This window comes from Nocardioides sp. WS12, from assembly GCF_014108865.1.
In the GTDB taxonomy this organism is placed as follows: domain Bacteria; phylum Actinomycetota; class Actinomycetes; order Propionibacteriales; family Nocardioidaceae; genus Nocardioides.
In genome coordinates this window covers 2,943,291-2,968,341 of the sequence record NZ_CP053928.1, presented here as the reverse complement: position 1 = coordinate 2,968,341, position 25,051 = coordinate 2,943,291, and the positions used below count along the sequence as shown (strand labels likewise).

Here is a 25,051-nt window from a genome sequence, read left to right as displayed (position 1 = left end):
GCGAGGACGTTCACCGCACCGGAACGTTGCGGCAGTGGTGTCAGGGTATGACCGCTGCAGGGCCGGAGATGAGTGCAGCTGTCGCGAGAACCTCTACTTCTATGCGGCTCGGGCGGCCCATCTCGACCCCTTGAAGGATGGTGAACCAGTCTCCGGCGACGACTTGCCCGAGTGCTCGAAGATAACCGGCGAACGCCGCGGCCGCCGAGCCCGTGGCAGGGTCTTCCACTACTCCGCCCCATGGGAAGGGGTTGCGCGAGCGCCAAGAGCCCTGCCCATCGGCGGCGAGGAGTTGGATCGTTACCCAGCCGCGCGCGCGGCACATGCTCCGCAGGCCATCGAAGTCGTATTCGAGGTCGGCGAGCCGGCTCACGTCCTTGGCCACGAGGACCGGGTGGTGGTTGCCGCCGAATGCGACAGCTGGAGGGAAATCGGGATGCAGGTCCTCGCGGGACCATCTCAGTTCCCGCAGGAGGCCGTCGAGGTCCTCCGTCGTGATCGGGGAACTTGAGACGGCCGCGCTTCGGAACGCTCCCATGGTGCGCCGACCGTCACGCCAGGCGGAGACGTGGATGTCTCCGACGCGCGTGCGCAGGATGTAGTCCCCGGGTCCCAGCAGGTCGCCCAGCGCGACTGCCGTCGCTACGGATGCGTGGCCGCAGAAGTCGACCTCCGAGTCCGGGGCGAAGTACCGCACGTCTATGTACTCCGGCCCCGGCTCCACGAATGAGGTCACGAACGCGGTCTCGCTGTATCCGGTGTCCGTGGCGATGCGCTGCATTTCGGCATCGGTCAAGGCCTGCGCATCGAGCACGACACCAGCCGGGTTGCCGAGTTCGGGATCGTCGGCGAAGGCCGCGTAGCGCGCGACCGTCGGGGACGCGGTCATGGTCGGCTCGACTCGTTGCAGGGTGCGATGTCGGACAGCAGGAAAGGGATCACCCGACGGTCTCGCGGGCACCTGCTTCGACCGGGACGTAGTCGACGTCGTATCCGAACCGCCGAGGCCCCGCCAGCTCGAGGCCGGCTTCGGTCCGCCACAGCGGGTCGGCGGGCATGCCGACGACGGCGACGCGGTAGCCGTACCGGATCTCCTCCGCGGGGATCGGGACGCCGGAATCGATCTCCATTGCCATGAGCAGGTCGGGGGTCGTCGCGACAATCCGTCCGTCCCGCTCGGCCGCCAGGTTCTCGTTCTGGAAGTGAAGGGTGAACGTGTGGCCGTCGTCCTCGCCCAGACCGCTCAGCTTGGCCGTCCCCAGCGTCCAGCCCCGCTCGTTGCGGCGGTCGACCTCCTCGACCTTGCCTGTGAAGAGCAGGACGCCCTCGTGACCCGCCACGAGTGCATCGACCGGAGCCCGGTGGTTCTCCCGGGCCTCCCGCAGCGTGCGACCGATCGCGGTGGCCGTGCTGAGTGCGCCGCGGACCAGCGAGCGCTTCGCGTCTGCCCCGGTCATCGGGTAGAGAGCGATGGTGGCGTTGGCGCCGCTGGCCAGGACACCGGCCCGGGCATAGGCCTCGCCCCACGCGTTGGTGAGGGACTCGAGGAACATCGAGTTGCCATGCTCGTCGACCATGACGAACGGTGTGGCCTGCTGGCCGAACAGGGTGGGCGTGACCATGTCCAGGTGGGGAAAGGCCCGTCCCATCCCGTCGGCGTCGATGACCGGTACGCCGCACGCGGCCGCCGTTGCGAACGGCGTGACCGCGTTCAGGCCCCCGGCCTCGATCGGGCAGACGTAGTCGAAGGTCTTGCCCGTGAAGCGCTCGAGCTGCTGCAGGACGCGCTCGTACTCGTGGGCGCGCGGCACCTTCTCGATGATGACGCCGGGAGCGCCGATGCCGGCGATGAAGACGAGATTTGCGTCGTCGGGGACCTCGTCGAGGTCCACTAGGGGCACCGGACCGAAGCGCCGGATGGCGTCGCGGGCGAGCAGCATGCCGATGTAGGGGTCACCGCCACCGCCCGAGCCGAGCACCGTGGAGCCCAGGGTCATGTCATCGAGGGCGGCTTCGTCGATCAAACGCATGTCAGCGTCCTTCCTTGTCGGTGGTGGTGAAGTCGTGGAACGGACCGGCTGCCTTGACGCGTACCCGAACGGCCTGACCTCCACCGAGGTGGGTGAGCGGGATGTCCTCGGCGTCGACGATGCGTACGTCGCCTGCCCGGGCGCCGGCCTTGACCGCCAGAGCGATCGCCTCCTCGCGAGCAGCGGTGAGAATCTCGGAGCGGGTGGTGCCAGCCAGGTTGTAGACCCGGTCGACCTCGCCGCCCGCTTCGGCGTATGCCGCGCCCACGGCGTTGGCCACGCCCGCATGGGCGGGGATGATGACGTCCTCGAGGCCCGGCAACACGGCCAACAACGGGCCTCCGCCCCCGACGACGATGACCTTGGTGTCGGTCGAGGTGAGCTTGGTCTTCTCGACGGCTTCGATGACGCGTTCAGCCGCGATGCGTAGTGCGGTGTCGCGGACGCTCGCGGAGACGTCGGCTACCAGGACGGGGTCGCCGATCGACTCGGCACCAGCCGCGACCGCGATATCGGTGAAGGTGAGGATGTCGCCGCCGAAGACCTTGGCCTCCTCGGTGATGCGGAAGCCGACACTGGCCGGGCCGACGACAGCACCGTTCTCCTCGATGACGGTCCCGCCGCCGAGGGCGATCGACAAGACGTCGGGGATCCGGAAGTTGCTGCGCACGCCGGCCAGGCTCATTGCGACGGTCGATTCGCGGGGGAAGCCGCGCTGCAGCAGTCCGATGTCGCAGGTGGTGCCGCCGACGTCGACCACGACGGCGTCATCGATGCCGGTGAGGAGTGCGGCGCCGCGCATGGAGTTGGTCGGGCCGGAGGCGATCGTGAAGATCGGGTACTCCCGCGCGCGGTCGAGCGTCATCACGGTGCCGTCGTTCTGCGACAGCAGGATGGGGGCGCTGATCCCGGCCCTTGCGACCACCTGTTCCAGGCCGTCGATCACCCGCCCGGCGAGTGTGCGCAGGGCGGCGTTGAGGATCGTCGCGTTCTCCCGCTCCAACAGGCCCACCCGGCCGACTGCGGCGGACCGGGTGACCGTGATGTCGGGCAGCTCCTCGAGGAGCAGCGTGGCGGCCAGCTCCTCGTGCTCGGGGTTGACGGTGGAGAACACTCCGCTCAGCGCTACGTGCTGGATCCCTGCCTCCGCGATCTGCTTGGCGATGCCGCGGAGGCGGACCTCGTCCACGTCGTCCATCTGTGCACCGTCGAACTGCGCGCCGCCGGGGCAGACGTAGAAGTGCTCGCCGACGATCCCCGTGAGATGGTCCGGCCAGTCGAGCATCGGCAGCAGGCTCTGCGGTGGCGTTGCGAGCCGCACCACGGCGACCTGCTCCAGTCCACGGGCCTGCGCGATGGCGTTGATGAAGTGGGTCGTGCCGATGAAGACCGAGGAGACCTCCGCCGGATCGACGTCGGTGAGCACCACCTCGAGAGCGTTGAGGATGCCCAGGGTGACGTCCTCGGTGGTTGAGCTCTTGGTGGCGGCGACCACGTCGCGGCCGTCGAGCAGGACGGCGTCGGTGTTGGTCCCGCCGACATCGATTCCCAGGCGCAGTGACATTGGAGAACTCCTTGTTTGGGGGTGTGTGGGTCAGGCGTCGCGGCGCGCCCGGTCGATGCCGACCGCGATGAGGAGGACGACTCCCTGCACGGCACCGATCCAGAACTGGGGCATCCCGCTGAGCAGGAGCACGTTGGCGAGCACCACCAGGAAGAGCAGGCCGAGCAACGTGCCGAACAGCGAACCCTGGCCCCCGGAGAAGCGGGTCCCGCCCAGCAGCACGGCGGTCAGGGCGAAGAACTCGTTGCCGAGACCCGCGGACGGATCAGCCGCCCCGAGGGTGCCGATCAGCAGCAGGCCCGCGATGCCGGCGCACAGCGCGCAGATCCCGTAGCAGGTCATCGTGACGCGGTCGACGTGGACGCCGGCCAGCCGTGCGGCCTCGCGATTGCTACCGGTGGCATAGACGTTGCGTCCGAAGACGGTCCGGTTGAGAACCACCCACAGCAGGGCGAAGACGACTGCCGCGACGATGACGGGGGTCCGGATGCCGAGGACGGAGCCGTTGGCCAGCGAGTCGAGTGTCGGGCTGCTGACCGGCTTGCTGGAGCCGTCGAGAAAGACCCGCAGCAAGCTGGGAAGAATGGTGTAGCTGGCGAGGGTGACGATGAAGAAGTTCATCTTTGCCTTCGCGATCAGTACGCCGTGCACCAGCGCGCCGATGGCCACTGCGATCGCCAGCGACAGCACGATGACCAGGCCGTCACTGATCCGCCAGGTGACCATCACGAAGACCAGTCCCCCCACGAATCCCTGCATGGCGCCGGTGGACAGGTCGAAGCCGACCTGGATCACGACGAAGGTCTGGCCCAGCGCCATGATCAGTACGGCGGAATAGGTCGCCAGCTGCACCATGACGTACGGGCCGTTGCGGAGCTGCTCGAGGAACGGGAGCGCACCCAGGAACATCACGACGGTGATCGCCGCGAACAGTCCCTGTTGGCGCAAGGAGCTGCTGATCCGCGGCGTGGGCACCGGGGTCTCAGTGGTCGTGGGCACGGGAGGTGCGGTGATCGCGGTCATCGTGCTTCATCCCTTTCATCGATGGACGTTGTGTCTGAGCCGAGCGAGGCGGCGAGCACCTCGTCGGCGTTGGTCTCGTGGAGGGGCCGGTCGAGCACGAGCGCGCCGTCGCGCATGACCACGACGCGGTCCGCGATCTCGAAGAGCTCCTCGAACTCGCTGCAGACAGCGACGACGGCGCAGCCGCCGGCAGCCGCGGCCGCGAGCGAGGCGTGGATCGCACCTCGCGCACTGGCGTCGACGCCCTGGGTGGGTTCGTCGGCGATCACCACCTTGGTGCCCGACTGGGACAGAGCGCGACCCACGACCAGCTTCTGCTGGTTGCCGCCGGAGAGGAGGGCCGCGGGGCGGTCCGGGTCAGCGGGGCGAACCTCGAAGCGGTCGATCAGCTCGCGGGTGATCGCCCGCTCCCCCGCACGGCGCCGCAGCGGCCCTCGTCGTACGGCCGCGTCCTCGCGACCGACGACGAGGTTGGCGCTGACCGGCAGGTTGCCGAGGATCGCGGTCTCCTGGCGGTCCTCGGGGATGTAGGCCACGCCGGCGGCCCGTGCTGCCCGGATGTTCCCGAACCGGTACGACCGGCCCTCGACCCGGGCGGTGCCGGCCGCGGGATGGGCCCCGGCGAGCACTGCTGCCAACCGGGACCGTCCGCTGCCGCTCTGCCCGGCGATCCCGAGCACCTCGCCGGCCCGGACCTCGAGGCGATCGACGCGGAGTCCGCGCCAGCCGACGATGTCTTGTGCCTCGAGCACGACGTGGGACGCATCGGGGGTGTGGCGGGCGCAGTCCGGGCGCTCGTCGGCGGTGAGCAGCTGGACGATGGAGCGTTCCGTGGCCGCGGACACCGGTGCCGCGAGGCCGACCTTGCCGTTGCGCAGCACCACGACGTCGTCGGCGAGTTCGAGGATGTCTCGCAGCCGGTGGGACACGATGATGACGGATCCGCCGTCTGCGACGAACCGCCGGATCAGGCCGTCGAGGGCCGTGACACCGTCCTCGTCGAGCACTGCTGTCGGTTCGTCGAGCATCAGCACTCGCGGCTTCTTGGCCGTCGCCGCGGCCAGTTGGACCAGTTGTCGGCTGGACTTGCTGAGCGTGGAGGTGGTGCGATCGAGAACGTCGCCCGGCAGCATCCCGGCAAGGTGTTCGCGGGCCAGCGCCCGTCCGGCGCGGTTGTCCAGGAATGGCCCGCGCCGGGCCTCAGGGCGGCCCAGGCACACGTTCTGCCAGACCGGCAGGTGTCCGGCGAGCGTCGGTTCCTGGGGGACCAGAACGACGCCGGCTCCCTGGGCCGCCTGCAGGTTGCGGATCTCGTGGCCCTCCGGCCCAGTGACCGTGCCTTCGGACGAGTCGATGAGCCCGGACACGACCTTGAGCAGGGTCGTCTTCCCCGATCCGTTGGCGCCGACCACAGCGGTCACTGCACCCTCGCGGAAGTCGACGTCGACGCCGTCCAGCGCACGGGTGGCACCGTAGATCTTGGTGATCCCACGGACTGCGACGATCGGGTTCACGACCGGATCTCGGTCGGTCGGTTCGAGGCCCACATCGGTGGTCGACATGATCAGTAGGAGGAGGGGATCTTGACGTACGTGAGCCGCTCGGTCCACGGCACGTAGTCGGCGGCGTTGTCCTCGTTGTAGACGTCGGCCAGTGGGGCGTCGACGACCTCGTTGTCGAGCTTCTCGCCGCTGAGGGCGCGGATGACGAGCTCGCTCATCACCTTCCCGTAGGCCGGGCCGTCGAAGTCGAAGTTGACGGCGAGCTTGCCGTCCTTGACCTGGCTGATGTTCACGTCCTCGCCGGACATGTTGCCGATCTTCACCTTGCCCTCCAGACCGGCCTGTTTGGCGGCGGCGATTGCGCCGGTCGCCGAGGCGGAGTTGTAGACCAAGAGCGCCGAGAGGTCCGGGTACTTCTGGAAGATCGCCTGGGCGATTCGCTGCGCCTCCGGTGCGTCGTCCTTGAGGTTGCGCTGGTTGTTCGGATCGCCGACGATCTTCATTCCGCCCTCTTCGAGGCCGTCGATCGCGCCGGCAACGGCCTTCTCGATGTTGTCGGTGGGCACACCGGAGAGAACCGTCGCGGTGCCTTCCCCGCCAGCCACCTCGGCGAGTGCCAGGCCGGTCTCCTTGCCGCGGGCCTGGTCAGGGAAGGCGACCTTCCCGGTGACGTCGAGACCGGCCAGGTCCTGGAAGATGAAGATCGGGATGCCGGCCTCGTTGGCGGCCTTGACGCCCGGGCGGAAGGCGTTCACGTCGAGCGGGAAGGCGATGATGGCGTCGACGTCCTGAGCGATGCCCTCGTTGACCCGCTGGGCGCCAGCGGCGAGGTCCAGGGTGTTCTGGGCGTTGATCTGGAACACCCGGACCATCTCGGCGCCTTCGGCGTTCAGCTCGTTGGCGAGTCCCTGGGCGATGCCGTCGAGGATGGCGTTGCCGGGCACCGCGTCGACGTAGAGCACGCGCTTGCCGGCCAGGTCACCGGACTTGTCGATCGTGGCGTCGACCACGTCGGGCCTGCTCCCCGAGGAGTCTCCGGTGGTGCCGGTGCTGCAGGCAGCGAGGGCGACGATAGAGCAGAGCGCCAAGGCCGCTCGGCCAAGGTGTCGGTTCATGGTGGGACTCCCGGTCGTGGATGGAGGTGGGTTGCCCCGATCTCATCAGCGAATGTGTTCCACAACACTGGGCGACCTGCACACTTCCGCCACCGGAGCTGGGCATCCAGCCACCTCGACGCCCACCGCGCCGCTCCTAGGGTCAGGACTCCCACCAGCACCCCACCCTGGAGACCTGCCATGCATCTGCGCGTGATCCTGCCCGTCATCGGCGACACCTTCCGCGACGCGACCCTGCGGGAGGTGACGGAGTGGGCGGGCCCCGGCACGGAGGTGGACCTGGTCACGCTCCGTCACGGGCCGGCCAGTATCGAAAGCGAGTACGACGAGGCGCTCGCCGGACCCGGCATCCTCGAGCGGGTGCACGAAGCTGACGCACAGGGTGTCGACGCCATCTTCATCAGCTGCGGAGCCGATCCAGCCGTGGCAGCGGCCCGAGAGATTGCCTCCGTCCCCGTGGTCGGCGGCTTCGAGCCCGCGCTGATGACCGCGCTCGGCCTCGGGGAACGGGTCGGCCTGCTGCAGGTCCTGCCGAACGTGACTCCGATGCTGCGCTCACTCGCGCGCCGGTACGCCTTGGCGGAACGATTTGGGCCGATTCGGGTGATCGACGTCCCCGTGCTGTCCCTGGAGGAGCATGATGTTGTCGGCGACGCCCTCCATGCCCAGGCGAGCGCCGCGCTCGAGGCCCGGGAGGTCGACGTGTTCGTGCTGGGGTGCACCGGCATGATCGGCATGGCCGCACGGCTCCAGGAGCAGATCGCGGCCAGCGGCACCTTCGTGCCCGTCGTCGACCCGACCGCGGCCGCCATCACCTGGCTCGAGAGCCAGGTCCGCATGGGCCTTCGTCCGAGCCGCACGACGTACCCGATCCCTCCCGCGAAGCTGCGCATCGGCTGACCCCATGCCGTCAGGACCAGACATGTTGCGACTCGGCATCGACGTCGGTGGCACCAACACCGATGCGGTGGTCCTCGACGGCACACGCATCCTCGGTGTCGCGAAGACTGCAACCACCGACGACGTCACCCACGGAATCACCACCGCGATCGCGACGCTGCAGGCGCTCGGAACCGTCGAGACCGCCCACATCGGGGCCGTCATGATCGGGACCACACACTTCATCAACGCCCTCATCGAAGCGGACCGGTTGGCCCCGACGGCGGCGATCCGGTTCGGCCTACCGGCAACCGCGGCGTTGCCGCCCCTGACCGACTGGCCCGAGCGGCTCGTCACCGCGCTCGGCGGGCACAGCTTCCAGTGCCACGGCGGGCACGAGTACGACGGCACCGCCATCGCCGACCTCGACGAGACGGAGTTCCGGGCCGTTGTCCATGCTGCCCTCGAGGCGGGTGCGCGTTCCTTCGCGATCTCCTCCGTCTTCTCACCGGTCAACGCGGAGCTCGAGCTGCGTGCCGCCGAGATCATCGCCGAGCAGGTGCCCGGTGCCCAGGTCAGCCTGTCCCACGAGATCGGCCGGATGGGCATCCTGGGTCGGGAGAACGCCACGATCATCAACGCAGCGCTGCGCGAGCTGGCCGATACGGTCACCAGCGGCCTGACGAACGCGGTCGCCTCGGCGGGGATCTCGGCTCCGGTGTTCCTCAGCCAGAACGACGGCATGCTGATGGATGTCGACCACGCCCGCCGCTTCCCGGTCGCGACCTTCGCTTCCGGGCCGACCAACTCGATGCGCGGCGCCGCATTCCTCTCAGGTGTCCAGGACTGCGCCGTCGTCGATGTGGGCGGGACCAGCACCGACGTCGGGATCCTGCAGGGCGGCCTGCCCCGCCAGGCATCCGCCGAGGTCAATGTCGCCGGCGTCCAGACCAGCTTCCGGATGCCCGATGTCCTTTCGGTGGCCATCGGCGGCGGCAGCTTGGTCGAACGCGGCGGGAAGGGCGTGTCGATCGGGCCGAACAGCGTTGGGCATCGACTCGCCGAACGGGCGCTCGTCTTCGGCGGCGAGACGCTGACCGCCTCCGACGTCGCCGTCGCGGCCGGCCTGGTCGATCTGGGCGACGCCCGGCTGGTGGCCGGCTTGGACCGGGCGATGGTGCGCGAAGCGCTCGCAGAGGTCGGCAACCGGATCGCAGGCGCGGTGTCCCGGATGCGGATCTCCCGCGACCCGATACCCCTCGTCGCAGTGGGGGGCGGGAGCATTCTGGTGCCCAAGGTCGTCGACGGCACGTCATCGGTCACGCGGCCCGAAAACTACGCCGTGGCCAATGCGATCGGGGCCGCGATCGCCGAGGTGGGTGGTGACGTCGACCGCGTGTTCACCGTGGCACCCGGCGGTCGCGAAGCAGCCATGGACCAAGCGCGCCAAGAGGCTGTCGATCGCGCCATTGCTGCGGGGGCGGCACCGGCGTCGATCCGGATCGTGGAAGTCGAGGAAGTCCCACTGGCCTACCTCCCCGGCAACGCGACGCGGATCCGCGTCAAGGCGATCGGCGACCTCACCCTCGAGTCCACAGGCGTTCTCGACCGTGACTGACGTCCCGCTCGCAACGAGACTGCAAGGATGCTGCTCGTGAGGGCACACCTGGCTGCCGGGCTGACGAGCATCACCGCGGACGACGTGCCCGCGCTGACAGCCGGCGCCTCCCTGCTCGGATCCGGGGGCGGCGGTCTGGTTGCGGTGGTCGACGCCCTGCTTCGACACCGGCTCGGGCGGGTCCCCGTCATCGCCGCGGCGGACCTGCCGACCGACGCCCTCGTGGTCCATGTCGGGGTGGTCGGCTCCCCCGACGTTCACGACGAGCGCCTGATCAATCCTGCGGACCTGGCTGCGGCTGCTCGTGCGGTCGTCGAGCATCTCTCCGGCGAACTGGCTGCCGTCGGCATCATCGAGATCGGTGGCATGAACGGACCCGCCGCCGTGGTCGGCGCCCTGGAGCTCGGTGTTCCCGTGGTCGACGGCGACCTGATGGGGCGAGCCTTCCCGAGCATCGAGATGACGACGCTCGCCGTTGCCGGTCACGCCGCCGCACCGCTCGCCCTGGTGAGCCCCAACGGCGACACAGTCGTCGTGACCCGGGCGTCCCCGCGGATGACGCTGTCGGTCATGAACGGCACCGTCCGAGCCATGGGCGGCGCCGCGGCGCTGGCGCTGTACCCAACGACGGCCGGAACCCTCGTCGAGTCGGGCGTCGCGGGCAGCTTGTCCACCTGCGTGCAACTGGGCCGCGCGCTGCTCGGTGCGCGCGGAAGTGACGCACACACGATCGTCGACGCGCTCGGCGGCCGGCTGCTCGCCGAGGGCACCGTCGACGACATCCATGTCCGAACGGACCGGGCTCCCGGCAGCATCACGCTGAGCCTGCTGGACGGCTCGGTGGCCCGGATCGACCACCTGGACGAAATCCTGGCAGTCAGCCACGACGGCCGGATGCTCGCCAGCACGCCGGCCGTGCTCAACGCACTCGACGCCAGCACGTTGTTGCCGGTGCGACTGGACCAGATCCGGGCCGGACAGGTAATGGTGGTCTTCATGCTCCCCGCACTGCACTCCTGGCCACCGGGTGCCGTCGACCCGGCCGCCTTCGGCCTCGATCTCGAGTCCGCTCCGTGAACCGCCCGCTCACCGTCGCCGGTCTGCTCGCCGACCCGGTCCTGGCCGGCGCCCAGGTGATCGCCGGCAGCGCGGGCACCGCCAACGTCGTCGAGGACGTGCGCTTCCTGGGGCCTGCGGACGGCGAGCTCCGCGGGCAACTCGTGGTGTGTGTCGAATCGGCCGTCAGCCCGCCGTACCGCCTCGACGCTCTGGTCCGGCTCGCCGGAACCGCCGAGGCCGCCGCGCTCCTCGTCGTCGGCGACAGCATCACCCCTCTCTTGTCGGGCATCCGGCTCGCGGACAGGCTCGGCCTTCCGGTGATCGGCATCGCGTGCCCCGACCCGATCAGCTTGGTGCAGGAGCTCACCGTCCAGGTACGGGCTCCCGAGCTGGCACGCGCCCGCACCATCGACCGCGCGCTGCGCCAGCTCAGCGCCAAACGGACCGGCCAGGAGATCCTCCGGACGGCCGAGGGTGTGCTCTCCACGTCCCTTTCCCTGGTCGCAGTCGACGGAGCGCGCATCCTCGGCGAGCCCTTCCCCGGGGAGCCGGGACTGCACCTGGACCAGCCCGTCCCCCAGGTGGGCAGGGGCGTGCTCCTCCATCCAGTGCTCGACCCGCAGGTCAACCGCCTCGCCGCTTGGCTCGTCTGCCCGGTCGACCACTCCTCGGACCTGCGCACCGACGTGCTGTCGACAGGTCTCGCCATCATCGAGCCCTTCCTGCGCTCGTGGCTGTCCGGGCAGCGCGCTGAGATCGAGAAGGACACGGCCGTCAAGTCGCAGGTGCTCGCGGAGATCATCTCGGGACGCGACTCCGTCAGTCGCGACGTCGTCGAGCACGCGACCTCCTTGGGGTGGCGGCTCTCGGGCTGGCACATCGGCATGCACGTGCTCGCCACCGCCAACCGGCCGGTGACGGATCGACGCGGTACCGGTGAGCAGCTCGCCCAGGCCCTGACCGAGCGCGGGGTCAGCATCGCTGCGGCCATCAAGCGAGGCCGCGGGTGGGCCCTGTGGACCAGCAGCGAGACGGAGCCCAACACCAGCTCCGCACGGCAGCTGCTGCGCACCGTGCGCCTGGTCGTCGCCGACCTGCCCAACGAGTGGGGACTAGCTGTCGGCATCGGTCGACCGGGCAGCGGCGCTGCGGGACTCGCCGACACGCTCAGCGAGGCACGCGACGCCGCCGACCTCGCCCGCAGCCATGACTTCCGTCCCGCTGTCGAGCACGCCGACGAGCTCGGCGTGGCTCGCCTCCTGGCCACGTGGCAGCGATCCGAGGTGACCAGGGCGTTTGCCGAGAGTGCACTGGCGCCGCTGCGGGAGTCAGAGGCACTGATGACCACCTTGCGCGCCTACCTGGAGAGCGGCTGTTCGGTGGTTCTCACCGCAGAGGCGCTGGGCGTGCACCGCAACACGGTGACGACGCGGGTGCAGCAGATCCGTGAGCGGCTCGGGCTCGACCTCGACGAACCGAGCCAACGCCTCGCTCTGCAGGTCGCCTGCCGCGCGATCGAGTGACGCCCTCGCGCTCCAGCGCGTCGTTCTGCACACTCCTGCGGCCTCAGGGTGGCGCTGTGCACAGGGCGCCGAGGAGCCGCCGACCCTAGCGTGACGGGCACCACACCTCCGAAGGAGCCCCCATGCACCTCCGCGTCATCCTTCCCACCATCGGCACGGCCCTGCTCGACCACATTCGTGGCGAGGTCGAGGAGTGGGCGGCACCTGGCACCACCGTCGACGTTATCGAGCTCGAGCGCGGCACCGCGAGCATCGAGTCCGAGTACGACGAGGCGCTGGCCGCCCCCGGCATCCTGCAGCGCATCGAGCAGGCGGCAGCGGACGAGGTGGACGCCGTGTTCATCACCTGCTTCGGAGACCCCGGCGTCCATGCCGCCCGGGAAATCATCGATGCCCCCGTGGTCGGCGGCTTCGAGCCCGCCATGCTCACCGCGATGAGCCTCGGCGAGCGGATCGGCATCATCACCGTGTTGCCGAACGTGCTGCCGATGCTCCACTCACTCGCCCGCCGCTACAGCATCGATCGACGCATCGGGTGCATCCGCGTCGTCGACCTCCCGGTGCTCGGGCTGGAGGACCGCGAGGTGCTGCTCACGCGGCTCCTCATCCAAGCGACCGAAGCCGTCACCGCCGGCGAGGCCGACGTCATCGTGCTCGGGTGCACCGGCATGCTCGGTGTGGCCACCGAGCTGCGCGACCGCCTCGCCGCCAAAGGCCTGGCAGTACCCGTCATCGACCCGACCGGCGCTGCCGTGACCTGGCTCGAGAGTGCCGTCCGTCTCGGCGTGCGGCCGAGCCGGACGACGTACATGTCGCCGCCGGCCAAGGAGCGGACGGCGTGACGCTGGACGGCCGTCGACTCCTCGGGTCGGCGGACACCCGCCGGGGCCTGTGGCTCACCTTCCTGTCTCCCTTCGGGCTCGAGGTGGCCGAACGGGCGGCGCCGATCGACTGGATCGGGGTGGACCTGCAGCATGGCGACATCGACCTGACGGACCTGTCGTCCCTCGTCCGGGCGAGCAGGCTGCCGGTCTATGCCCGGGCGGCGTCCCAGGAAGCCACCGCACTGACCCGGATCGTCGACACCGGCGTGCACGGACTCATCGTCCCAGGCGTCGACAGTGCCGACCAGGCACGAGTCATCGTCGACGCCGTTCGGCTCCCGCCAGTCGGCCGACGCAGCAGCGGACTGGCCCGGGCTACGGTGCTCGGCACCGACGCCCCGGTAGTGCTCGCCATGATCGAAACTCGAGCTGGTCTGGACGCCGTGCACGAGATCGCGGAGGTCGCCGGCATCGACGGCCTGTTCGTCGGTCCCTACGACCTGTCGCTCTCGCTCGGTGAGTCCTCCCTCACCTCGGAGCCGATGCTCTCCGCCATAACGACCGCGGTCGAAGAGGCAAGGAGACACGAGAAGCTTGCCGCCGCGTTCGCGGGCGATCCGGAGCTCGCGGGACTGCTGCCACCGCTGGACCTGCTCGGTGTGGACAGCGACGCCACGGCATTGCGCCTGGGCCTCGCCGAACTCTTCGCCGCATCGTCCCTGGACCTCGCGAGGACCTCATGAAACCGGCACTCGCAACCTCCGCCATGACGGGGCACGACCACTACCCGGCGCAGCGTGCCGCCGAGCTCACGGCCCGAGTCGAGCAGCAGCACCCGCAGGTCATCGACGCGCTCCGCGACCTGATCCGCATCCCCTCGGTCAGCGCGGGAATCGAGCACCGAACCGAGGTCGTCGCGAGCGCAGAACTCGTCGCCGCCCAGTTCCGGGCCGCTGGCTGCGAGGTCGACATAGTCGAGGCCGGTGGACATCCTTCCGTCATCGCACACCGCGCCGGCCCCGAGGGCGCACCTACCGTCCTTCTCTATGCGCACCACGACGTGCAGCCGACCGGCGATCCCCATGAATGGGACAGTCCACCCTTCGAGCCGACACAGCGCGAAGACCGACTCTTCGCCCGCGGCGCCGCCGATGACAAGGCCGGCGTCGCCGTCCACCTCGCCGCACTGCTCGCACACGGCGACTCCCTGCCCGTCTCCGTCACCGTGCTGATCGACGGAGAGGAGGAGATCGGATCGCCCACGCTCGCCGACCTGATCGAGACACACCACGACCGGCTGACGGCCGACGTCATCGTGATCGCCGACGCCCTGAACTGGGCGGTCGGCACTCCTGCACTCACCCGCTCGCTACGCGGACTGCTGGACGTCGTCGTCGACGTCGCCACTCTGGACCACCCCCTGCACTCCGGCGCCTGGGGAGGCCCGGTCCCAGACGCTCTCGGCGCCCTGATCACCACACTCGCCTCCTTGTGGAACACCGACGGTTCGGTCGCCGTCGCCGGCGTCAGCACCTCCACCCAGGCGTCACCTGTGGAGTACGACGACACGCGCTTTCGCACCGAGGCGGGTCTCCTCGACGGGGTCGCCCTTGTCGGCGACGGTCCGCTGACCGACCGGCTCTGGCACCAGACGTCACTGACGGTCACCACGGTCGAGGGCCCACCCGTCGCAGAGGCCGCGAACTCGCTCACCGCGACCGCACGCGCCAAGATCTCGGTGCGCCTCTCGCCGGGCGACGAAGTCGAGCGCACCTACACCGCGCTGGTCGATCACTTGCAACGCCACGTGCCGCACGGGGCGCACCTCACGGTGACCCGCGGAGCGACCGCCGAACCCGCCCAGGTCCCGACCAACCCGACGGTGCAGACCGCCGCAATGAACGCGCTTCGTCTGGCCTGGGACGGCGCTGAGCCGGTCGAGATCGGCTGCGGCGGCACACTGCCGCTGATCAGCCTCTTCAAGCAGGCCTGTCCGGACGCTGCCGTCCTCGTCACCGGCGTGGAAGACCCGGACACCCGCGCACACGGCACCAACGAGAGTCTCCACCTCGACGACTTCCGCCGCGCCTGCATCGCGGAGGCCCTCCTGCTCCAACTGCTCAGCACTCCGGAAGGAACCGCCCCATGATCACCACGACCACTCCGTCCACCACCACGGCCGCGGAACGGCTTCAGGAGCTCGACCTGGTCCTGCCGAAGGCTCCCCCGGCCGCTGCCCAGTACCTACCCTGGACCCGGCACGAGTCGCTCCTCTTCGTCGCGGGCCAGTTGCCGTTCGTGGACGGCGAGCTGGCCGCCACCGGCCTGGTCGGACGCGATCTCGACGTCGACCAGGCCAACCAACTGGCCCGACTGTGCGCGCTGAACGCGCTCGCAGTCGCTCACGATGCCCTCGGGTCGCTGGATGACGGGCTCTGTCTGCGTCAGCTGGTCGTGTTCGTCGCAAGCGATCCGTCGTTCGCCTCCCAACACCTGGTTGCGGACGGCGCCAGCACCCTGATGGTCGACGTGCTGGGCGATCGCGGGCGCCACGCGCGCACCGCAGTGGCCACCCCGATCCTCCCCCTCAACAGCCCCGTCGAGATCCAGGCCACCTTCGGCTTGGACCCGGCCCGGCAACTCGATGAAAGGAATGTGAACCATGGCTGAGAACCGCGTGACCAAGGCGATGTTGGAAGAGGCACGGACGGCGGTGACCAAGCACGCGTACCACACGCCGCTGGTCACCTCTCGGCTCCTCAGCGAGCACACCGGCCTCCAGGTGTGGCTGAAGGCCGAGCCCTTCCAGCGCACCGGGTCCTACAAGTTTCGTGGTCCCCTGAACAAGTTCAGCAAGCTCTCGGACGAGCAGCGCAACCGCGGGGTGGTGTGCTCCTCCGCGGGCAACCATGCTCAGGGCGTGGCGCTGGCCGCCCAGCTCGAGGGGATCCGGGCCGTCGTGGTGATGGCCGAGAACGCCACCCCCTCCAAGATCGAGGCGACCAAGGCGTACGGCGCCGAGGTCATCCTGCACGGCCAGATCTGGGACGAAGCGAACGAGATGGCCCTGAAGCTGGTCGAGGAACAGGGCTTGACCTACATCCACCCCTTCGACGACCTGGAGCTCATCTCGGGCCAAGGGACGCTCGGCATGGAGATCATGGACGACCTGCCCGACGTCGACGTGGTCATCGCGCCGATCGGCGGCGGCGGCCTCATCTCCGGAGTTGCCTCGGCGGTCAAGCATGCGAACCCCGCCACCCGGGTCATCGGAGTCGAGTCGAGCGAAGGCCCAGCCATGCTCACCAGCGTTCGAGCCGGAGAACTGGTCACCCTCGACAAGGTCGACACCATCATCGACGGCCTGCGTGTCAAACGGGTCGGGGAGAACAACCTGGCGATCGTCCGCGAGCTGGTCGACGAGATCGTGACGGTTCCTGACGCGGACATCTTCGCAGCCATGGTGTGGGTGATGAACCACGCCAAGATCGTGGTCGAGGGCGCCGCAGCCGCACCTGTCGCTGCCCTCCTCCAGGGCATCCACGGCATCCCCGCCGGATCCAAGGTCGTCTGCGTGTTGAGCGGCGGCAACCTCGACCTCTCCCAGCTCAACGGACGGCGCTGGAACTGACCCAGCGTCTCAGCAACCCCATCAACAAGGAAGGAGAACGACGTGGAGCACGGCAGTTCACGCGTGAAACGCGGCATGGCCGAGATGCTGAAGGGTGGCGTCATCATGGACGTCGTCACGGCTGATCAGGCGAAGATCGCCGAGGACGCCGGAGCCGTTGCAGTGATGGCGCTGGAGCGCGTTCCTGCCGACATCCGCGCGCAGGGTGGCGTGTCGCGGATGAGCGACCCGGACATGATCGATTCGATCATCGCCGCGGTGTCGATCCCGGTGATGGCCAAGGCCCGGATCGGTCACTTCGCCGAGGCTCAGGTCCTGCAGTCCCTGGGTGTCGATTATATCGACGAGTCCGAGGTGCTGACCCCGGCCGACTACGCCAACCACATCGACAAGCTGGCCTTCACGGTTCCGTTCGTGTGCGGTGCGACCAACCTGGGTGAGGCGCTGCGGCGGATCACCGAGGGCGCGGCCATGATCCGTTCCAAGGGCGAGGCCGGCACCGGTGACGTGTCGAACGCGGTCACGCACATGCGCACCATCGGACGCCAGATCCGCGAACTCTCCTGCCTGCTGGAGGACGAGCTGTACGTCGCGGCCAAAGAGCTCCAGGCGCCGTACGAGCTAGTCGCCGAGGTCGCGACCGCCGGCCGCCTGCCGGTGGTGCTGTTCACTGCCGGTGGCATCGCCACCCCCGCGGACGCGGCGATGATGATGCAGCTCGGTGCCGAGGGCGTGTTCGTCGGCTCGGGCATCTTCAAGTCCGGCAACCCCGCAGAGCGGGCCGAGGCCATCGTCAAGGCCACCACGTTCTACGACGACCCCGGCATGGTTGCGAAGGTCTCGCGCGGTCTGGGCGAGGCCATGGTCGGCATCAACGTCGAAGACATCCCCAAGCCGCACCGCCTCGCCGAACGCGGCTGGTGATTGCTCCTAGACCAAGACCGGCACCATCCAGGCGCCGATCACGTCGCGAGGGTCTGCTGCACGAAAAGTCACATTGACACCAATTTGTGCAGCAGACCGGCTCGCTATCTCCCCGATGACGCAGAATTCATTGGCATCGGCCAAACGAAGAAAATGTTGTCGCTCGGCCCCCTCGCCAGATTTGAGAGCCTGCAGGCCCCTTTGCGCGGATGAGACCTCAAAGGCCACTTCTGTTCGGGTTTCCGGTACATCAACGTGACACGACTCAAGTCCCAGGCGAGTCTCTCTCGTCCTGATCAAAGACCAGACGAGGGGTCAGACCCTTTCGGATCACCCGCGTGCACCCTTGAGGCGTTTGTCGACGGCATACAGGTAGAACAGTTCTCGTCGTTGGGTTGCTCGTTGGCCTGCGAGGTGTGTTTGTGCCCCGCGAACGGTGGCTGTGGCGGCTGGCACGGTGGCTGTGGCAGCTGAGCCAGCCACAACGGCCGCGAGGCCTTGCAGTCCAAGGTGTGAGTGAACACCAACGAAGATCCCCGCTGAGGCGATGGTTTGCGCGAGGTCGAGTGACAAGGATCGTCCGATTTCTCTGGCCAGTCCTTGTTCTCGAATTGTCTCGTGAATCTCATCGAGCGCCGGCTCGACCTGAGTCGACCAGAGCGACTGAACGTGCGCGTCGAAGGATGGCTTAGGGACACCTGGCATCTCTCGCGCGAAGGCAGCCACACCGCTTCGGTATCGCAGCATCGGACTGCGCAGCGATGCTCGAAGTTCGAGGAGTTCGTCAGGTCGAGCTGTGGGAAAAGCTGGAAGTCGTGCAACCAGGCCAGCACCAACGGCTGCCTCGCCTGCGCGTCTCACTCCGAGGCCGTCTTCGGCGACCAGTCCTTCGGCGACCATGGCGCGCAGGAAGTCCTCGGTCGGTTCGTCGAACAGCAAACTCGAGCGTGCAGATTCGATGCGCTTGCGGATCAGATTGCTCCACTCAGCGGCCGTAGTATCGGCGTCCTGGCGCTGAGATGACCCTGCCGCTGCCGCAACCACGTCTGTCACACCAACACTCGCTAGCTGCGAGATCGTCAACACGCCTGCCTCGATGAACGGACTCAACTGATCGGCTCCAGCGGCAGCGATCATTCCCTGCGCTATGTATGCAAAGTCTGCCGACGACGAAGCAACCTTGACTCTCATCTCTTCCATTACCGGTGCAATGCCTGCGGCCGTCGCCAGTTCAGGCGAAGCAAGCGCGATGCGAAGCATGTCGCGCCACCCGGCCGGGAACTGAGTCTTTCCGCCAGCGCCGAGGCGGGCGATGGTGGTGTCGTCCATGGTGAGCAGCAACTCCAGCATCCCCTCAGAACCGCCTGCTGCAATCGAACCAGCGGCTGACAGCAGACCAGCAACGGGGCTCACCAACTCAATCTCATCAGCGTAGAGCGATGCCGCCTTGACCAGATCCACATCGCCATGAACCGAGACCTGTCCATCGCGCAGGGTTGGGTAGGTCACGATCGTCACCCGGAGCGGTCGTGGTGGGGCTTCCTTCACCGTGGGCATGGTGCGGCGCCGCTCACGTCGTGGCTCCGACTGCCGTCGGTTCGGCCGGCCCTTAACCATCTGCTTCACCCTCCGGACCTTCTTGAGCCTCGGTCAGGTCGGACTCGACCTGTGCCTTGATGATCTCGAAGATGTTGTCGCGGTAACGCCGAGGCACCCGGTGTTTTGTCCCAGCCTTGATCTCCGTGACGAGCTTCTTGACCGACGCGGCATGCCTGAAGGTACCGCCGGCAGCGAAGTAGGCGCCAAGCCAGTTATCGGCATCAGGCGGATAGCCCGCGACTCGGAAGGCGCAGACGAGTTCGACAACTACGGTTTTGCCGATCCCCGAGCTCAGCCCGTTGTACTCCTCATTGACCATCAATTTGGCCGCAGCGACCATCAACGGATCTTGCCCTGCGGTGGCGCCGGTGTGGAGGTTTACCGCTCCACGTCCGTCGAGCCAGGTTCGGACCATGTCGATTGGAGCCCAGGCCAGTACAAACAGACGCGCCACCGAGTCGGCGTCGACGGCTCGGCGCAGGACGTCCAGATCAGGTTCGTCAAAGGGGTGGAGCACCACCACGGCATGGTCGATGACCTTGTCTTCGCGTTCGAGCCGGGCCAGGTCAGCGATGTCGAACACCTTGCGCGTCGCGGTCTCGGGAGCGATGTACCGCGCGGCATCGACGTCTGCCGAGCGGTGCTTGTCCGAGAACTTCGTAAGGTCCGGCACAGCGAAGAGGTACGGAGGATCGCCGATCCAGGCCCGTATCACCGCACTCTGAGGGACCATCGTCATCCCGTTCTGTGCCCAGTCTTCGCGAATCATGTAAGCAAGGTCAGTCACAGACGCATCATCGCCCTCAGCACCGACACATCGACCGAAACGAAACCTGAGGTCCGCCGGACGCGCTGGGTGACAGGTGTCGCGTAGCCAGCCAGCTGGCCGACACCCGGCCTGGTTCGAATGGTTCAGAGTTTGGTGTTGCTGAGTTGGTTTGCCCAGTCGTCGAAGTAGGCCCGTAGCGCGGCGGTGTTCACCCCGGCGGGTGGGAAGTCTTGGTCTGATAGTCGGCGATGTGATCGGAGCATGTCGATGAACACGTCCAGGTCGAAGCCGGGATCGGCTAGAGCGGCCGCGCGGAGGATTTCGTCTCGGTCGAATCGCTGGTGCAGTGCGTGGACGTCAGTGAAGTCGCGTGGCTCGGCGCGGCTGAACAGGGCGAGGGTCTTACGGGTAGCGAGCTCGAAGGGCCCAAACGCTGGGCCGGCGACGGTGATGGTGGGTGCACCAGTCGGTGGGCTGTCCAGAGCGAGGTCGACATACATCGTCTCGGTTTCATTGCCGAGGATCCGGGTCACTTTGATGCGTCGGAATTCTGGGCCGCTGCGGATCACCTCGGCGTCCCAGCCGCGTTCATCAACGGCTACGAGAAAAGCTTCGCCAGCGGCGGGCACATCACCTGCCCTTCGGTCGGCGAAGAAGTCCAGGTCATCGGTTTCACGCGACACCAGTTCTTGAGCGATCAGCGCTCCACCGCCTGCCAAAAGGAACCCAACGGACTGTGGCAAGGCGAAGAACACGGCTGCCAGATCCAGTTGGAACTGGCTGAGCCGACCCCCGGACTCCTCCCCCGACCCGCCACTCACAGCGCCACTCACAGCGTCACTCACGGCGTCATTCACGTTGTCGTGCTCCGGTGCATGGCGATCACCGGCGCCCACGCCTTGCGTAGGACTGGCGGTATGACCAGGTCGTCGAACAGGTCGAGCAATAGAGCCCCATCGAGATACGTCAGCAGGTCAGAAGCGGCGCCCTCGCGTAGGACGATCTCATAGACCCGGGCCCGATCAGCCCGGTCAGCGAGTCGATAGGTACGCGAGGGGCCAGACCAGTGCAGATGCCCCGGGAGGGCCACCTCAGCGAAAGCGGTCTCGAGGTCCAGGCGCCACAGCCGGTCCGGGACCACGTAGGGCTCACCGCGCGATCCCAGGTGGTTGGTGAACGTGACCCGTGGGGTCAGGTCGAGGTCGTAACCGGATGTGTGGACGATCCGTTCGAGGACCGAGAGGGTGGGCGACTTCGTGCCCCGCTCATAGGTCGACAGCGTCGGTTGTGAGGTCCCCGAACGATGCGCCAGCGCGCGTTGGGACAGCCCGCTCCCCCGGCGAGCTCGCGCGATGATCGTCTCTTCGGCCACCCCCAGATGATATCTGTTCGAATATCAGTCGCCAAGTATTTTGAACCATCACCAATAGTTTTTGGTTCATAAAGCGTGCCATAAGCCGAAATGGTTCAAAACGACAAGCAGCCTCCGAACTGCGTTTCCGCAGGTCAGAGGCTACTTTTCGGTCGGGCTGACAGGATTTGAACCTGCGACCCCCTGACCCCCAGTCAGGTGCGCTACCAAGCTGCGCTACAGCCCGAACACTTCGTACGGGATCGCCGTTCGAAGCGCTGGGAACCTTACCGCAGCGGGATCCTCGCCCCCGAATCGCCCTCCCTCAGCGGAAGTCGCGCGAGGACTGGCGGGCCTGAAGCGCGGCACCCGCGCCGGGCAGGACGGTGTCGATCGACTCGATCCGGTCGGCCAACAGGTTGGTGACACCGTCTTCGCGTTCGAGGCGGCCGCGGATCACGACGGCCACCTTGTTGCGAGCGGCCTGGCGGTGCACCCGCATCACGCCCGGAGAGCAGACCACGTTGAGCATCCCGGTCTCGTCCTCGAGGTTGAGGAACGTGATCCCGCTGGCGGTGCCGGGGCGCTGGCGGTGGGTGATCAGCCCAGCCACGTGCACCCGTCGGCCGGCCTCGGCGGTGGGCAACTCCCCCACTGCCCTGATCCCGGCGGCCGTGAGGATCTCCCGGTAGTGCTGGATCGGGTGGACGTCAGTGGAGATCCGGGTCGCCCACAGGTCGGCGAGAGTCACCTCCATCGGGCTCATCCCCGGCAGCGTCGGCGGTCCGGGGGTGGGCGTGCTGCCCGGCAACTGGGCTTCGGTCTCCGAGTAGCCGGCCATCCACAGTGCCTGACGGCGATCCAGCCCGAACCCGTCGAAGGCACCTGCCGTGGCGAGCGCCTCGAGTTGGGCGGCTGTCAGACCCGCACGGCGCGAGAGATCCCTCAGGTCGTCGTACGGCGCCTCCTCACGCACCGCAACGATGCGAGCCGCGACCTCGCTCCCGATCCCCTTCACGGCATCCAGCCCCAGCCGCACGGCCAGCGCGTCGTCGTACCGGAACTCGTCCTTGTCACCGGGCTCGCAGGGCTCCATGCCGGCCTGGGCGCCGGAGAGCGCGATGTCGGGGCGACGTACCTCCACGCCGTGGCGGCGGGCGTCGGCGACCAGTGACTGCGGTGAGTAGAAGCCCATCGGCTGGTTGCGGAGCAGACCGGCGAGGAACACCGCGGGATAGCGCAGCTTGAACCACGAGGAGGCGTAGACGAGCAGCGCGAAACTGAGGGCGTGTGACTCGGCGAACCCGAAGCCGGCGAAGGACAGGATCTTCACGTAGATCCCGTCAGCCACATCGCCGACCAGACCCTTGCGTTCCATGCCGGCGTAGAGGGTGTCCTTGACCCGTTCGATCCGCTCGATGCCGCGCTTGGAGCCCATCGCACGACGCAGCAGGTCAGCGTCGTCGCGGGTGCAATCGCCGAGGACCACCGCCATCTGCATCAACTGTTCCTGGAACAGGGGTACGCCGAGGGTGCGCTCCAGCACGGGAATCAGCAGCGGGTGTTCGTAGGTCACCGGCTCGCGCCCGGTCTTGCGGCGGATGAAGGGATGGACGGCACCGCCCTGGATCGGTCCCGGCCGGATCAGGGCGATCTCGATCGCGAGGTCGTAGAAGGAACGCGGCTTGAGTCGCGGCAGGGTGCCGATCTGGGCACGGGACTCCACCTGGAAGACACCGATCGAGTCGGCACGACCGAGCATGTCGTAGACCTCGGGCTCCTCCTTCGGGATCGTCTCGAAGGTCCAGCGCGTGCCGAGGTGCTCCTCGACCAGACGCATCATGTGGTCGAGCGCACCGAGCATCCCGAGGCCGAGCAGGTCGAACTTCACCAGCCCCATCGACTCGCAGCCGTCCTTGTCCCACTGCAGCACGGTGCGGTTCGGCATCCGCGCCTTCTCGATCGGACACACCTCGCCGATCGGCCGCTCGGTCAGCACCATCCCGCCCGAGTGGATACCGAGGTGGCGGGGCGCGCCCATCAACTCCTCGGCCAGCGAGGCCACCTGGACAGGGATGCCGAGGCCCTTCTCGACCTCGCTCCCCCAGCCGTCGATCGACTTCGACCAGGCGTCCTGCTGGCCGGCCGAGAACCCGAGCGCCTTCGCGGCATCGCGCACCGCCATCCGCGGGCGATACGTGATGACATTGCAGACCTGCGCAGCATTACGACGTCCGTAGGTCTCGTAGACCCACTGGATGACCTCTTCGCGCCGGTCGGAGTCGAAGTCCACGTCGATGTCGGGCTCCTCCTCGCGGTGCTCGGAGATGAACCGCTCGAACGGCAGGTTGTAGTAGACCGAGTCGATGGCGGTGATCCCCAGCGCGTAACAGACCGCGGAACTCGCCGCCGATCCCCTGCCCTGGCAGAGGATTCGCTCATGACGGGCGAACGCGACGATGTCGTGGACGATGATGAAGTAGCCCGCGAAGTCCTTGCGGTTGATGACGTCGAGTTCCTTCTCGATCCGCTCCCGGGCCGCCGCTGCATGCGGCAGATGCGCGTAGCGGTTCGCGAACCCGCGCTCGGTCAGCTCCCGCAGCCACGTGCTCTGCGTGTGCCCCTCCGGAATCCCCTGCTTCGGCAGCCGGGGCGAGGCCTTCCGGAGGTCGAAGGCCAGTTCCTCAGCGAGTACGACGGAACGGTGCACCGCGTCCGGACGGTGGGCGAAGCGGCGAAGCATCTCCTCACCGCTGCGCAGGTGGGCACCACCGGAGAGGTCCAGCCAACCGTCGAGCTCGGCGATGCTCCGCCGGGCACGGACCGCTGCCATCGCCGCAGCCAGGCGCCGCTTCTCCGGGGTCGCGTGGTGCACGTTGCCGGTCGCCACGACCGGGATGCCCCGGTGGTCGGCAATCTTGGCCAGCAGGTCGTTGGTCTCGTCGGCGCCGGGGTGGTCACTGACGATCAGTTCCATCACGACGTGCTCGCGGCCGAAGCGGTCGACGAGGTCATCGAGCGCGGCGGCCGCCAGTGTCGGACCACCGGCGGCGAGCGCCTTCCTGACCGTGCCCTTGCGGCATCCGGTCAGGATCATCCAGTGGCCGCGGCCTCGTTCGGCGAGCTCGTCGAGATCATGCGCCGGGCTGCCCTTCTCCGGCGCACGCAGTCCTGCCTCGGTGATCGCACCGGAAAGTCGGTGGTAGCCCTCCACGCCGCGCGCGAGAACCAGCAGGTGGCTGCCAGCCGGATCGGGTACGCCGTTCTGCGTCGCGTGGATGTCGAGGGTGAGCTCGGCGCCGTACACGGTCGGGAGGGAGTAGTCCGTGCCTGCCTCGGCGAACAGTGGCGCACCCGCGAACCCGTCGTGGTCGGTGAGGGCGAGGCCGGACAGGCCCAGACGGGTGGCTTCCTTGACCAGGTCGCCCGGCGAGCTTGCCCCGTCCAGGAAGCTGAAATGGCTGTGGCAATGAAGTTCGGCGTACGGCGTCGCCTGCTCGGGTCGTGTGATCCGCTCGGGTTCGACGCGCGGCTGCTTGCGCCGTGAGACCGGTGCTTCCATCGCCGGCGCACGGCCAGACAACCGACGCTCGAGCTCGCTCCACGGGACGGGTGGGTTGTTCCAGCCCATGACCGGCTC

General features: G+C 68.0%; 21 protein-coding genes and 1 tRNA gene. 10 read left to right on the top strand and 12 right to left on the bottom strand.

Features of this window, described 5'->3' with window-relative positions; genetic code table 11:
• Positions 1–40 precede the first annotated feature (40 nt).
• From HRC28_RS14420 to HRC28_RS14395, 6 genes are read right to left on the bottom strand one after another with little or no spacing between them, the layout of a single operon-like run.
• Positions 41–889, bottom strand: a complete 849-nt coding sequence (locus tag HRC28_RS14420) for a PhzF family phenazine biosynthesis isomerase (protein ID WP_182376186.1) — start codon at positions 887–889, stop codon at positions 41–43.
• Positions 890–938: 49 nt separating this feature from the next.
• The gene (locus HRC28_RS14415; protein ID WP_182376185.1) at positions 939–2,030 is read right to left on the bottom strand and encodes a DUF917 domain-containing protein; all 1,092 of its coding nucleotides are present in this window, start codon (positions 2,028–2,030) and stop codon (positions 939–941) included.
• Between the two features lies 1 nt (position 2,031).
• Positions 2,032–3,594 carry a hydantoinase/oxoprolinase family protein gene (locus HRC28_RS14410; protein WP_202033080.1) on the bottom strand — a complete coding sequence of 521 codons (1,563 nt, stop codon included), beginning with the start codon at positions 3,592–3,594 and terminating at the stop codon, positions 2,032–2,034.
• A 30-nt stretch (positions 3,595–3,624) separates the two neighbouring features.
• Entirely contained in the window at positions 3,625–4,617 is a 993-nt protein-coding gene (locus tag HRC28_RS14405; RefSeq protein WP_182376184.1) for an ABC transporter permease, read from the bottom strand.
• Positions 4,614–6,179, bottom strand: a complete 1,566-nt coding sequence (locus HRC28_RS14400) for a sugar ABC transporter ATP-binding protein (RefSeq protein WP_182376183.1) — start codon at positions 6,177–6,179, stop codon at positions 4,614–4,616. Before HRC28_RS14400 ends, HRC28_RS14405 begins: the two co-directional genes overlap by 4 nt.
• 2 nt (positions 6,180–6,181) lie before the next feature.
• Positions 6,182–7,234 carry a sugar ABC transporter substrate-binding protein gene (locus HRC28_RS14395; protein ID WP_182376182.1) on the bottom strand — a complete coding sequence of 351 codons (1,053 nt, stop codon included), beginning with the start codon at positions 7,232–7,234 and terminating at the stop codon, positions 6,182–6,184.
• A 180-nt stretch (positions 7,235–7,414) separates the two neighbouring features.
• On the opposite strand from HRC28_RS14395, the gene HRC28_RS14390 reads away from it, so the two are divergent.
• The 10 genes from HRC28_RS14390 (at position 7,415) to pdxS (ending at position 17,692) form a co-directional block, all read left to right on the top strand.
• Positions 7,415–8,134: an aspartate/glutamate racemase family protein gene (locus HRC28_RS14390; RefSeq protein WP_182376181.1), complete on the top strand. Its 720-nt coding sequence runs from the start codon at positions 7,415–7,417 to the stop codon at positions 8,132–8,134.
• Positions 8,135–8,156: 22 nt separating this feature from the next.
• Positions 8,157–9,731 carry a hydantoinase/oxoprolinase family protein gene (locus HRC28_RS14385; RefSeq protein WP_237111494.1) on the top strand — a complete coding sequence of 525 codons (1,575 nt, stop codon included), beginning with the start codon at positions 8,157–8,159 and terminating at the stop codon, positions 9,729–9,731.
• Between the two features lie 36 nt (positions 9,732–9,767).
• A complete protein-coding gene (locus HRC28_RS14380; RefSeq protein ID WP_182376180.1) occupies positions 9,768–10,808 on the top strand; it encodes a DUF917 domain-containing protein in 1,041 nt (346 codons plus the stop codon).
• Positions 10,805–12,313, top strand: coding sequence for a helix-turn-helix domain-containing protein (locus HRC28_RS14375; protein WP_182376179.1), 1,509 nt, complete (start codon positions 10,805–10,807; stop codon positions 12,311–12,313). The genes HRC28_RS14380 and HRC28_RS14375 overlap by 4 nt, the downstream gene beginning before the upstream one ends.
• A gap of 122 nt (positions 12,314–12,435) precedes the next feature.
• A complete protein-coding gene (locus HRC28_RS14370; RefSeq protein ID WP_182376178.1) occupies positions 12,436–13,155 on the top strand; it encodes an aspartate/glutamate racemase family protein in 720 nt (239 codons plus the stop codon).
• Positions 13,152–13,880 (top strand): aldolase/citrate lyase family protein, encoded by a 729-nt coding sequence (locus HRC28_RS14365; protein WP_182376177.1) that lies wholly within the window; start codon positions 13,152–13,154, stop codon positions 13,878–13,880. Before HRC28_RS14370 ends, HRC28_RS14365 begins: the two co-directional genes overlap by 4 nt.
• A gap of 23 nt (positions 13,881–13,903) precedes the next feature.
• On the top strand, positions 13,904–15,286 hold the full coding sequence (locus tag HRC28_RS14360) for a dipeptidase (protein ID WP_182376176.1): 1,383 nt from the start codon (positions 13,904–13,906) through the stop codon (positions 15,284–15,286).
• A complete protein-coding gene (locus HRC28_RS14355) occupies positions 15,283–15,807 on the top strand; it encodes a RidA family protein (RefSeq protein ID WP_182376175.1) in 525 nt (174 codons plus the stop codon). The genes HRC28_RS14360 and HRC28_RS14355 overlap by 4 nt, the downstream gene beginning before the upstream one ends.
• Positions 15,800–16,768, top strand: coding sequence for a threonine ammonia-lyase (gene ilvA, locus HRC28_RS14350; RefSeq protein WP_182376174.1), 969 nt, complete (start codon positions 15,800–15,802; stop codon positions 16,766–16,768). The genes HRC28_RS14355 and ilvA overlap by 8 nt, the downstream gene beginning before the upstream one ends.
• Before the next feature lie 42 nt (positions 16,769–16,810).
• The gene (gene pdxS, locus HRC28_RS14345) at positions 16,811–17,692 is read left to right on the top strand and encodes a pyridoxal 5'-phosphate synthase lyase subunit PdxS (protein ID WP_182376173.1); all 882 of its coding nucleotides are present in this window, start codon (positions 16,811–16,813) and stop codon (positions 17,690–17,692) included.
• A 330-nt stretch (positions 17,693–18,022) separates the two neighbouring features.
• On the opposite strand, the gene HRC28_RS14340 is transcribed toward pdxS, so the two are convergent.
• From HRC28_RS14340 to HRC28_RS14315, 6 genes are all read right to left on the bottom strand, one after another.
• Positions 18,023–19,210: a hypothetical protein gene (locus HRC28_RS14340; RefSeq protein ID WP_182376172.1), complete on the bottom strand. Its 1,188-nt coding sequence runs from the start codon at positions 19,208–19,210 to the stop codon at positions 18,023–18,025.
• A 91-nt stretch (positions 19,211–19,301) separates the two neighbouring features.
• Positions 19,302–20,060, bottom strand: a complete 759-nt coding sequence (locus HRC28_RS14335; RefSeq protein WP_202033079.1) for a hypothetical protein — start codon at positions 20,058–20,060, stop codon at positions 19,302–19,304.
• Positions 20,061–20,203: 143 nt separating this feature from the next.
• On the bottom strand, positions 20,204–20,905 hold the full coding sequence (locus tag HRC28_RS14330; protein WP_182376170.1) for a nucleotidyl transferase AbiEii/AbiGii toxin family protein: 702 nt from the start codon (positions 20,903–20,905) through the stop codon (positions 20,204–20,206).
• Between the two features lie 8 nt (positions 20,906–20,913).
• Positions 20,914–21,432 (bottom strand): helix-turn-helix transcriptional regulator, encoded by a 519-nt coding sequence (locus HRC28_RS14325; RefSeq protein WP_237111493.1) that lies wholly within the window; start codon positions 21,430–21,432, stop codon positions 20,914–20,916.
• Between the two features lie 152 nt (positions 21,433–21,584).
• Positions 21,585–21,658: transfer RNA gene (locus tag HRC28_RS14320), tRNA-Pro, on the bottom strand.
• 78 nt (positions 21,659–21,736) lie between these two features.
• The gene (locus HRC28_RS14315) at positions 21,737–25,042 is read right to left on the bottom strand and encodes an error-prone DNA polymerase (protein WP_182376169.1); all 3,306 of its coding nucleotides are present in this window, start codon (positions 25,040–25,042) and stop codon (positions 21,737–21,739) included.
• Positions 25,043–25,051 lie beyond the last annotated feature (9 nt).

Excerpts from the sequence above, each read along its gene's own strand:
- HRC28_RS14420 (WP_182376186.1), bottom strand. The coding sequence starts at position 889 with ATGACCGCGTCCCCGACGGTCGCGCGCTACGCGGCCTTCGCCGACGAT.
- HRC28_RS14415 (WP_182376185.1), bottom strand. The coding sequence starts at position 2,030 with ATGCGTTTGATCGACGAAGCCGCCCTCGATGACATGACCCTGGGCTCC.
- HRC28_RS14410 (WP_202033080.1), bottom strand. The coding sequence starts at position 3,594 with ATGTCACTGCGCCTGGGAATCGATGTCGGCGGGACCAACACCGACGCC.
- HRC28_RS14405 (WP_182376184.1), bottom strand. The coding sequence starts at position 4,617 with ATGACCGCGATCACCGCACCTCCCGTGCCCACGACCACTGAGACCCCG.
- HRC28_RS14400 (WP_182376183.1), bottom strand. The coding sequence starts at position 6,179 with ATGTCGACCACCGATGTGGGCCTCGAACCGACCGACCGAGATCCGGTC.
- HRC28_RS14395 (WP_182376182.1), bottom strand. The coding sequence starts at position 7,234 with ATGAACCGACACCTTGGCCGAGCGGCCTTGGCGCTCTGCTCTATCGTC.
- HRC28_RS14390 (WP_182376181.1), top strand. The coding sequence starts at position 7,415 with ATGCATCTGCGCGTGATCCTGCCCGTCATCGGCGACACCTTCCGCGAC.
- HRC28_RS14385 (WP_237111494.1), top strand. The coding sequence starts at position 8,157 with ATGTTGCGACTCGGCATCGACGTCGGTGGCACCAACACCGATGCGGTG.
- HRC28_RS14370 (WP_182376178.1), top strand. The coding sequence starts at position 12,436 with ATGCACCTCCGCGTCATCCTTCCCACCATCGGCACGGCCCTGCTCGAC.
- HRC28_RS14360 (WP_182376176.1), top strand. The coding sequence starts at position 13,904 with ATGACGGGGCACGACCACTACCCGGCGCAGCGTGCCGCCGAGCTCACG.
- HRC28_RS14355 (WP_182376175.1), top strand. The coding sequence starts at position 15,283 with ATGATCACCACGACCACTCCGTCCACCACCACGGCCGCGGAACGGCTT.
- ilvA (WP_182376174.1), top strand. The coding sequence starts at position 15,800 with ATGGCTGAGAACCGCGTGACCAAGGCGATGTTGGAAGAGGCACGGACG.
- HRC28_RS14335 (WP_202033079.1), bottom strand. The coding sequence starts at position 20,060 with ATGATTCGCGAAGACTGGGCACAGAACGGGATGACGATGGTCCCTCAG.
- HRC28_RS14315 (WP_182376169.1), bottom strand. The coding sequence starts at position 25,042 with ATGGGCTGGAACAACCCACCCGTCCCGTGGAGCGAGCTCGAGCGTCGG.